Annotated in this window: 8 protein-coding genes and 1 pseudogene; all 9 read right to left on the bottom strand. The window is 59.8% G+C overall.

Annotated elements, in window-relative coordinates; all coding sequences use genetic code 11:
- Positions 1–65, bottom strand: a pseudogene (locus AC3ZU9_RS30750) (integration host factor subunit beta); the annotation flags it as partial.
- Positions 66–197: 132 nt separating this feature from the next.
- Positions 198–482, bottom strand: coding sequence for a hypothetical protein (locus AC3ZU9_RS30745; RefSeq protein WP_012722934.1), 285 nt, complete (start codon positions 480–482; stop codon positions 198–200).
- Positions 483–644: 162 nt separating this feature from the next.
- Positions 645–2,336, bottom strand: coding sequence for a 30S ribosomal protein S1 (gene rpsA, locus AC3ZU9_RS30740; protein ID WP_012722933.1), 1,692 nt, complete (start codon positions 2,334–2,336; stop codon positions 645–647).
- A gap of 120 nt (positions 2,337–2,456) precedes the next feature.
- Entirely contained in the window at positions 2,457–3,146 is a 690-nt protein-coding gene (cmk, locus tag AC3ZU9_RS30735) for a (d)CMP kinase (RefSeq protein WP_012722932.1), read from the bottom strand.
- Entirely contained in the window at positions 3,143–5,353 is a 2,211-nt protein-coding gene (locus AC3ZU9_RS30730; RefSeq protein ID WP_490091754.1) for a bifunctional prephenate dehydrogenase/3-phosphoshikimate 1-carboxyvinyltransferase, read from the bottom strand. The genes cmk and AC3ZU9_RS30730 overlap by 4 nt, the downstream gene beginning before the upstream one ends.
- A 28-nt stretch (positions 5,354–5,381) precedes the next feature.
- On the bottom strand, positions 5,382–6,494 hold the full coding sequence (hisC, locus tag AC3ZU9_RS30725) for a histidinol-phosphate transaminase (RefSeq protein ID WP_490091753.1): 1,113 nt from the start codon (positions 6,492–6,494) through the stop codon (positions 5,382–5,384).
- Positions 6,495–6,503: 9 nt separating this feature from the next.
- Complete coding sequence (pheA, locus tag AC3ZU9_RS30720) at positions 6,504–7,598, bottom strand: prephenate dehydratase (protein ID WP_003172650.1); 1,095 nt, start codon at positions 7,596–7,598, stop codon at positions 6,504–6,506.
- Complete coding sequence (gene serC / locus AC3ZU9_RS30715; RefSeq protein WP_012722929.1) at positions 7,598–8,683, bottom strand: 3-phosphoserine/phosphohydroxythreonine transaminase; 1,086 nt, start codon at positions 8,681–8,683, stop codon at positions 7,598–7,600. Before serC ends, pheA begins: the two co-directional genes overlap by 1 nt.
- A 111-nt stretch (positions 8,684–8,794) precedes the next feature.
- Positions 8,795–9,748: DNA gyrase C-terminal beta-propeller domain-containing protein (locus AC3ZU9_RS30710; RefSeq protein ID WP_490091752.1), on the bottom strand; the 954-nt coding region annotated here is incomplete at its 5' end.

The raw sequence follows: 9,748 nt of genomic DNA, 5'->3' as shown, positions 1-9,748 counted from the left end.
ACATCCTTGGATGAGAGCAGCCCTTGATGGGTGACAATTCGTTCGATCAACTCCGACTTCGTCATATTTTTCCCTTCTTTTTCAAGCAGCTAGGAAAAGCGCTTCGAAGGTTTTAGCATGACTTGATGAATTTGAACAGCCCATGCATAAACTTATCTGTTGGCTAAATAAACACCTGCGTGAAACACGTAACCGCCTCAATTGCAGATGACGAGCATCTTGCGAGTCACCGCGCCAGCAGGGTTCCAGCCGAACAGGTAGTCGCCCTCCTCGTCCGTGGCGTCACTGGACTTGGTGATGACCTTATAGCCCTGCATCTTGCACTCACGGGCGGCGCGCTTCTCGCACTTGTCCCACTTGTTGCCCAGCCCCGAGCAGTCGATCTCGATGCCGCTGACGCCGCGCTTAGCGTGGGTCTTGGCACTGGTGGTAGAGCAGCCTGCGAGCATGAGCACTGCGAGTATTACAATAAGCCTGTTCATTCAACTCCTTACTGAAGCGACATCACGAGAACCGCTTTTTTCCTAAGACTATAGTCAGTTCTGACACTGATCTACTCACCTTGGTTCTCGACGTTAATTCAACAAATTTCAGGCACAAAAAAGGGCGACCGAAGTCGCCCTTTTTCTATGGTCTGACAGAACTTAGTTCTGTTTTTCCATTTGTGCACGCAACAGGTCGCCCAGAGTGGTAGGACCAGCAGCGATGCTATCCGAAGGCTTGTCTTTCAAGCTTTGGATGGCTTCTTTCTCTTCAGCATCGTCTTTCGACTTGATGGAGAGCTGGATTACACGGCTCTTGCGGTCAACGCTGATGATCTTGGCTTCTACTTCCTGGCCTTCTTTCAGAACGTTACGTGCGTCTTCAACGCGGTCACGGCTGATTTCGGAGGCTTTCAGAGTCGCTTCGATATCGTCGGCCAGAGTGATGATGGCGCCTTTAGCGTCAACTTCTTTCACGATGCCTTTAACGATCGCGCCTTTATCGTTGTCCTGAACGTATTCAGAGAACGGGTCGCTTTCCAGTTGCTTGATACCCAGGGAGATACGCTCGCGCTCTGGGTCAACCGACAGGATAACGGTGTCCAGCTCGTCGCCCTTCTTGAAACGACGAACAGCTTCTTCGCCCACTTCGTTCCAGGAGATGTCGGACAGGTGAACCAGGCCGTCGATGCCGCCGTCCAGACCAATGAAGATACCGAAATCGGTGATCGACTTGATGGTGCCGGAGATTTTATCGCCCTTGTTGAACTGGCCAGAGAAATCTTCCCATGGGTTAGATTTGCACTGCTTGATGCCGAGGGAGATACGACGACGCTCTTCGTCGATGTCCAGAACCATAACTTCCACTTCGTCGCCGACTTGTACGACTTTCGAAGGGTGGATGTTTTTGTTGGTCCAGTCCATTTCGGAAACGTGTACCAGGCCTTCAACGCCTTCTTCCAGCTCTGCGAAGCAGCCGTAGTCAGTCAGGTTGGTAACACGCGCGGTGACGCGAGTGCTTTCTGGGTAACGGGCTTTGATAGCGACCCATGGATCTTCACCCAGTTGCTTCAGGCCCAGGGAAACACGGTTGCGTTCGCGATCGTATTTCAGAACCTTGACATCGATCTCGTCGCCAACGTTGACGATTTCGGAAGGATGCTTGATGCGCTTCCAAGCCATGTCGGTAATGTGCAGCAGGCCATCCACGCCACCCAGATCGACGAATGCGCCGTAGTCGGTGAGGTTTTTGACGATACCTTTGACTTGTTGGCCTTCCTGCAGGGATTCCAGCAGAGCTTCACGCTCGGCGGAGTTCTCTGCTTCCAGGACGCTGCGACGGGAAACGACAACGTTGTTGCGTTTCTGGTCGAGTTTGATGACCTTGAATTCGAGTTCTTTGCCTTCCAGGTGCGTGGTGTCGCGCACTGGACGAACGTCGACCAAAGAACCTGGCAGGAACGCACGGATGCCGTTAACGTCGACAGTGAAGCCGCCTTTAACCTTACCGTTGATAACGCCCTTGACCACTTCTTCAGCTGCGAAGGCTGCTTCGAGAACAATCCAGCATTCAGCGCGCTTGGCTTTTTCACGGGACAGCTTGGTTTCACCGAAACCGTCTTCAACCGAGTCCAGAGCAACGTGAACTTCGTCACCGACATTGATTGTCAGATCACCAGCATCGTTGTAGAACTGTTCCAGCGGGATCAGAGCTTCAGACTTCAGACCAGCGTGAACGGTTACCCAGCGAGCTTGGTAATCGATATCAACGATAACACCGGTGATGATGGAGCCTGCCTGAAGGTTCAGGGTTTTTAGGCTTTCTTCAAAGAGTTCCGCAAAGCTTTCGCTCATTTTAATTCCTGTTGATAAGGGCGAAGAATACGCCCATCTCCACACCCCAGACGGCGTGGGTCAGTTTCAGTTAAAAGAAGCCACCGCAGGACTATGACTGGTCCCCTGCGGCCTTCTTGGTCACCCGGCGATATCGCGAATGGCGATCTCGCTCATGATGCGTTCCAGCACCTGCTCGATGGACAACTCCGTGGAATCCAGCTGTATGGCATCAGCCGCCGGTTTAAGCGGGGCTACTGCGCGCTGGGTATCACGCTCATCGCGTGCACGGATCTCATCTAGCAGACTCGACAGACTAACACCATCGACTTTGCCCTTCAACTGCAAGTAACGGCGGCGAGCCCGCTCCTCGGCGCTGGCGGTCAGGAAAATCTTCAAGGGCGCCTCGGGAAACACCACGGTTCCCATGTCACGGCCATCAGCCACCAGGCCCGGCGGCTCCTGAAACGCCCGCTGGCGCTGCAGCAACGCATCACGCACGGCCGGCAGCGCGGCAACCTGGGAAGCCCAGGAGCCGACTTGTTCGTTACGCAGGTCATCCGTCACATCATCCCCTTCGAGGATGATGCGCTGGGGATGACCTTCCGTCGCGCCGACGAACTGCACATCCAAGTGTGCCGCCAGCAGCTTCAGGGATTCTTCGTTGGTCAGATCGACGCCATGGTTGCGAGCGGCAAATGCCAGCAGGCGGTACAGCGCGCCGGAATCCAGCAGGCACCAGCCCAGGCGCTTGGCCAGGATGCCGGCGATCGTGCCTTTGCCCGAGCCGCTTGGCCCGTCGATGGTAATCACCGGTGCTTTGATATTCACAATTGAGCCTCTTGGGCAACACGGATGCCGACTTGGGCACACAGTGTAAGAAAGTTCGGAAAAGACGTAGCAACATTGGCGCAGTCATGGATACGAATCGGCGCCGCCGCCCGTAGGGAAGCCACGCTGAACGCCATGGCAATCCGGTGATCGCCATGGGCGTGCACGTCACCACCGCCCATCAGGCCACCGTCAATGATAATCCCATCAGGGGTCGGTTCACACTTCACCCCCAGTGCCAGCAGACCATCGGCCATGACCTGAATACGGTCGGACTCCTTCACGCGCAGCTCTTGCGCCCCACGCAACACGGTCCGCCCTTCGGCACAGGCTGCCGCGACGAACAGCACCGGGAACTCATCGATGGCCAACGGCACCAGCGCTTCGGGAATCTCGATCCCCTTCAATGACGCCGCACGCACCCGCAAGTCCGCCACAGGCTCGCCGCCGACTTCGCGCTGATTTTCCAGGGTGATATCCGCCCCCATCAGCCGCAGAATCTCGATTACCCCGGTACGCGTCGGATTGACCCCCACGTGCTCCAGCAAAAGCTCGGAACCCTCGGCGATCGATGCCGCCACCAGGAAAAATGCGGAGGAGGAAATATCCCCCGGCACTTCTATATGGGTGGCGATCAAGGCATGACCAGACTCCAGCGAAGCCGTCGCGCCCTCCACCGCCACCGGGTAACCAAAACCGCGCAACATGCGTTCGGTATGGTCACGGGTCGGTGCCGGTTCGGTCACGGCGGTCTTGCCCTCGGCATACAACCCCGCCAGCAACAGGCAAGACTTGACCTGGGCACTGGCCATCGGCATGGCGTACGTCAGGCCTTTCAACGCCTGCCCCCCCCGAATAGCCAGCGGCGGACGCCCTTCCGGCCCGGTCTCGATCACCGCGCCCATGTCCCGCAGAGGCTTGGCCACGCGATTCATCGGGCGCTTGGACAGGGACGCGTCGCCGGTCAGCACACTGTCGAAGCGCTGCGCAGCCAGCAAACCGGACAGCAGGCGCATCGACGTACCGGAGTTACCCAGGTAGATCGGCCCCGGTGCCGCCTTCAAGCCATGCAACCCCACGCCATGAATGGTCACGCGCCCATGGTGCGGCCCTTCAATCACCACGCCCATGTCACGAAACGCCTGCAACGTCGCCAAGGCGTCCTCGCCTTCGAGGAAACCTTCGACCTCAGTCACCCCCTCGGCCAACGAACCCAGCATGATCGACCGATGGGAGATCGACTTGTCACCCGGCACCCGAATGCGTCCGCTCAAGCGGCCGCCCGGGTTGGCGAGGAAGGTCAGGTCATCGGTGTTCACTGCGGTTTCCATGTAGGCCCGGCGCGCCAGGATCTTGCTGAAATGCTCACGCGCCACCCGCGCACGGGTGAACACGCCCAATAATTGATGGCCATCTCCGGCATCGACCGCGTCGCGCAATGCGTCGAGGTCACTGCGGAAGGTGTCCAGGGTGCGCAACACCGCTTCGCGATTGGCGAGGAAGATGTCGTGCCACATCACCGGATCGCTGCCGGCAATCCGCGTGAAGTCGCGGAAGCCACCGGCGGCGTAACGGAAAATCTCAAGGTTTTCGTTGCGCTTGGCCAGCGAGTCCACCAGGCCAAATGCGAGCAAATGCGGCAAATGACTGGTCGCCGCCAGCACTTCGTCGTGACGCTCGACCTGCATGTGCTCGACATCCGCCCCCAGCTCACGCCACAGACGATCCACCACCGCCAACGCGTCCGGGTCGGTTTGCGCAAGCGGCGTCAGGATGACTTTGTGGCGACGGAACAGCTGCGCATTCGACGCTTCCACCCCGCTCTGCTCGGAACCGGCAATCGGATGGCCCGGCACGAAGCGCGCGGGCATGCCGCCAAACGCCTGTTGCGCCGCACGCACCACATTGCCCTTGGCACTGCCGACGTCCGTCAGGATCGCCTGGCCCAGGTCCATGCCCGCCAACACGGCCAGCAACTTCTCCATGGCCAGGATCGGCACGGCCAGCTGGATCACGTCAGCGCCCTGGCACGCGAGCGCCAGGTCCGCCTCACAACGATCCACCACCCCCAACTCAACCGCCAACGTGCGCGATTGCGGGTCCAGGTCCACACCGACCACTTCGCCGCACAGCCCGCTTTCACGCAGGCCTTTGGCGAAAGAGCCGCCGATCAACCCCAGACCGACCACCACCAGGCGACCGATCATAGGCACAGCAGGTTGCAATGCAGTGACATCAACCACGAGCCAGAACCTTGGCCAACGCCTCCAGGAAGCGGCTGTTTTCAGCCGGCAAACCGATGGTGATGCGCAGGTGGTTCGGCATGCCGTAGTTGGCCACCGGACGCACGATCACGCCTTCGCGCAGCAGGCCCTGGAAGACCGGGGCAGCCACTTGGCCGAGGTCGACGCAGATGAAGTTGCCCTTGGATGGAATCCAGCCCAGGCCCAGCTCACGGAAGCCTTGCTGCAACTGCAACATGCCGCTTTCGTTGATGCGGCGGCCTTCTTCCAGGTACTCGGCATCCTTCACCGCCGCACAGGCCGCCGCCAGGGCGAGGCTGTTGACGTTGAACGGCTGGCGCACGCGACTCAGCACGTCAGCGACGACCGCGCTGGACAAACCGTAGCCGACCCGCAGCGACGCCAGGCCGTAAGCCTTGGAGAAGGTGCGCGAGACCAGCAGGTTCGGGTAGGCAGCCAGGAAATCCAGGCCGTCCGGCAGGTCGCTGCCTTCGGCGTATTCGATGTACGCCTCGTCCAGCACCACCAGCACGTGCTCAGGCACGTCTTGCAGGAAGTCGTTCAGCGCCTGAGCGTCGAACCAGGTGCCTGTCGGGTTGTTCGGGTTGGCGATAAACACCACGCGGGTCTGTGCGTCGATGGCCGCCAGCATGGCCGGCAGGTCATGACCCCATTCCTTCGCAGGAATAATGCGCGCGTCAGCGCCGACCGCCTGGGTCACGATCGGATAGACCGCGAACGCATGTTCACTGAACACCGCGTTCAGGCCCGGCGCCAGGTAGGCACGACCGACCAGCTCAAGAATGTCATTGGAGCCGTTACCCAGGGTCACTTGGTTCAGCTCGACCCGGCACTTCTCCGCCAGCAGGGACTTGAGCGCAAAGCCGTTGCCATCGGGATAGCGGGTCAGCTCAGCCAACTCTTCACGGATCGCCGCCAGCACTTTAGGGCTAGGGCCCAGCGGGTTCTCGTTGCTCGCCAACTTGACGATTTTGGACGGATCCAGGTTCAACTCACGCGCCAGCTCGTCCACAGGCTTGCCCGGAACGTAAGGCGACAGTTGTTGCACGCCCGGCTGAGCCAGGGCGAGGAAGTTGCCACTCATGTTAACGCCTCACAGAACCGCTTTCGGGTAAGAGCCCAGCACCTTGAGTGCGACGGCTTCCTGACTGATTTTCTCGAGCACGCCTTTGACCAGTGGGTCGCGGTGATGGCCGATGAAGTCGATAAAGAACACGTAAGTCCATTTACCGCTGCGCGAAGGACGAGTCTCGATGCGCGTCAGGTCAATCCCGTTGTCGTGGAACGGCACCAGCAGTTCATGCAGCGCGCCGGGCTTGTTGCTCATGGAGACGATGATCGAAGTCTTGTCGTCGCCGGTCGGCGGCACTTCCTGGCTGCCGATCATCAGGAAGCGCGTGGAGTTGTCCGGGCGGTCCTCGATTTTTTCGGCCAGGCGCGTCAGGCCGTACAGGCCCGCCGCCATATCACCGGCGATGGCCGCCGAGTTCCACTCACCCTTGACCCGCTTGGCCGCTTCGGCGTTGCTGGAGACCGCCACGCGCTCGACATTCGGGTAATGCGCATCCAGCCACTTGCGGCACTGAGCCAGGGACTGGGCGTGGGAATAGATACGGCTGATGCTGTCGGTCTTGGTGTTCTCGCCCACCAACAGGTGGTGGTGGATACGCAACTCGACTTCGCCGCAGATCACCATGTCGTGCTCGAGGAAGCTGTCCAGCGTGTGGTTGACCGCGCCTTCGGTGGAGTTTTCCACCGGCACCACGCCAAAATTTACCGCGCCGGCTGCCACTTCACGGAACACCTCGTCGATCGCCGCCATGGGCTTGCTGATCACTGCGTGACCGAAGTGCTTCATGGCCGCCGCTTGGGTGAAGGTGCCCTCAGGGCCCAGATAAGCCACTTTCAGCGGCTGCTCCAGCGCCAGGCACGAGGACATGATTTCACGGAACAACCGCGCCATTTCCTCGTTGCCCAACGGACCCTTGTTGCGTTCCATAACGCGCTTGAGCACCTGGGCTTCACGCTCAGGCCGGTAGAACACCGGCACTTCACCTTCCGCCAGGGACGCCATCTTCACGCGTGCCACTTCCTGGGCGCACCGCGCGCGCTCACTGATCAGTTCCAGGACTTTCTCGTCCAGGCTATCAATGCGTACGCGCAGGGCCTTGAGTTCTTGCTCAGACATTAGCCGTGTTCCTTTTCGAACTCTGCCATGTAGGCAATCAGCGCCTTGATGGCGTTGATGTCGACAGCGTTGTAGATGGAGGCGCGCATGCCACCGACCGAACGGTGACCCTTGAGGTTCAGCAGGCCGCGTTCGTCGGCACCGGCCAGGAATGGCTTGTCCAGGCGATCGTCAGCCAGGCGGAACGGCACGTTCATCCACGAGCGGTCGGTCAGGTTGATCGGGTTGCTGTACAGGCCGCTGGCGTCGATGAAGTCGTACAGGGTGCGCTTCTTCTCTTCGTTGAGCTTGCCCATGGCGGCGACGCCGCCCTGCTCTTTCAGCCACTCGAAGACTAGGCCGGACAGGTACCAGGCGAACGCCGGCGGGGTGTTGTACATCGAGCCGTTATCAGCCGCGACCTTGTAGTTGAGCATGGTCGGGCACAGCGAACGGGCACGCCCCAGCAGGTCTTCGCGGATGATGTTGACCAGGATGCCGCTCGGGCCGATGTTCTTCTGCGCACCCGCGTAGATCATGCCGTACTTGGACACATCGATCGGGCGCGAAAGGATGTCAGAAGACATGTCGCACACCAGCGGAACGTCGCCGACTTCCGGTACCCAGTCGAATTCCAGGCCGCCGATGGTTTCGTTCGCTACGTAATGCACGTAGGCGGCGTCCTTCGACAGCTTCCACTCGTTCTGGCCGGGAATGGCAAAGTAATCGTAAGGCTTGGCGGTGCCCGCCACATTGACGTGACCGTAGCGGGAGGCCTCTTCAATGGCTTTCTGACCCCAGATACCGGTGTCGATGTAGTCGGCAGTGCCGTCTTCCGGCAGCAGGTTCAGCGGGATCTGGGCGAACTGCTGGCTCGCGCCGCCCTGCAGGAACAGCACTTTGTAGTGGGAGGGGATGCCCAGCAAGTCGCGCAGATCCTGCTCGGCTTTGGTGGCAATGGACACGAACTCATCGCTGCGATGGCTCATTTCCATCACGGAGAGGCCTTTTCCATGCCAGTCGAGGAGTTCACCCTGCGCACGCTGCAGGACTGCTTCAGGAAGCGCCGCGGGACCGGCACAGAAGTTATAGGCTCTCTTGCTCACATCCAATCTCACTCTGATCTGGTGGGGTGGTGCAATAAACGGGTGTTTCAATACTTTCATAAGGGACAAACAACAAGGGGGCGAATCTTCATCCGCCCCCTGTGTGTCCGCTTATTCCTGCGGTTCTTCTTCGTCTGCGGCAGCATCGAGGGTTGGCTCGTCGACGTTGTCATCGCCTGCTGCGATCACCTCGCCTTCAAATTCCTCGCCTTCCAGCTCTTCGCCTTCGACTTCCGACGGCTCCTGGACACGCTCCAGGCCGACCAGTTTTTCGTCCTTGGCCAGCTTGATCAAGGTCACGCCCTGGGTGTTACGGCCCAGGCTCGACACTTCAGCCACACGGGTACGCACCAGGGTGCCCTGGTCGGAAATCAGCATGATTTCCTCGCCGTCGAGCACCTGGACCGCGCCGACCAGACGGCCGTTGCGGTCGTTGCTGACCATGGCGATCACGCCCTGGCCGCCACGCTTGTACTCCGGGAACTCGCTGATGGCCGTACGCTTGCCATAACCGCGCTCGGAAGCGGTAAGGATCTGGCTGCCTTCTTCCGGGATCAGCATCGAAATCAGCTTCTGCCCTTCCGGCAGGCGCATGCCGCGCACACCGCGGGCGGTACGGCCCATGGCACGAACGTCGGATTCCTTGAAACGCGTCACCTTGCCACCGTCGGAGAACAGCATGACTTCACGCTCGCCATCGGTGATGGCGGCGGAGATCAGTACGTCGCCTTCGTCCAGCTCCAGGGCGATCAGGCCCACGCTGCGTTGACGGCTGAAGGATTCCAGCGGGGTCTTCTTCACGGTGCCTTTGGCGGTCGCCATGAAGATGAAGTGACCTTCGGTGTATTCCTCGACCGGCAGCATGGTGGTGATGTATTCATCACTGTCCAGCGGCAGCAGGTTGACCAGCGGACGACCACGGGCGGCACGCGACGCTTCCGGGATTTCGTAGGTTTTCAGCCAGTACACCTTGCCCTTGCTGGAGAACAGCAGCAGCGTGGTGTGACTGTTGGCGACCAGCAGGTGAGCGATGTAGTCCTCATCCTTGACGCCGGTAGCCGATTT

It is taken from the genome of Pseudomonas sp. A39, assembly GCF_058145955.1.
The sequence above is the reverse complement of the archived record's forward strand: the minus strand, read 5'-3'. Positions and strand labels throughout refer to the sequence as shown.

Coding starts and splice junctions, on each gene's coding strand:
- AC3ZU9_RS30745 (WP_012722934.1), bottom strand. CDS start 482: ATGAACAGGCTTATTGTAATACTCGCAGTGCTCATGCTCGCAGGCTGC.
- rpsA (WP_012722933.1), bottom strand. CDS start 2,336: ATGAGCGAAAGCTTTGCGGAACTCTTTGAAGAAAGCCTAAAAACCCTG.
- AC3ZU9_RS30730 (WP_490091754.1), bottom strand. CDS start 5,353: ATGATCGGTCGCCTGGTGGTGGTCGGTCTGGGGTTGATCGGCGGCTCT.
- hisC (WP_490091753.1), bottom strand. CDS start 6,494: ATGAGTGGCAACTTCCTCGCCCTGGCTCAGCCGGGCGTGCAACAACTG.
- pheA (WP_003172650.1), bottom strand. CDS start 7,598: ATGTCTGAGCAAGAACTCAAGGCCCTGCGCGTACGCATTGATAGCCTG.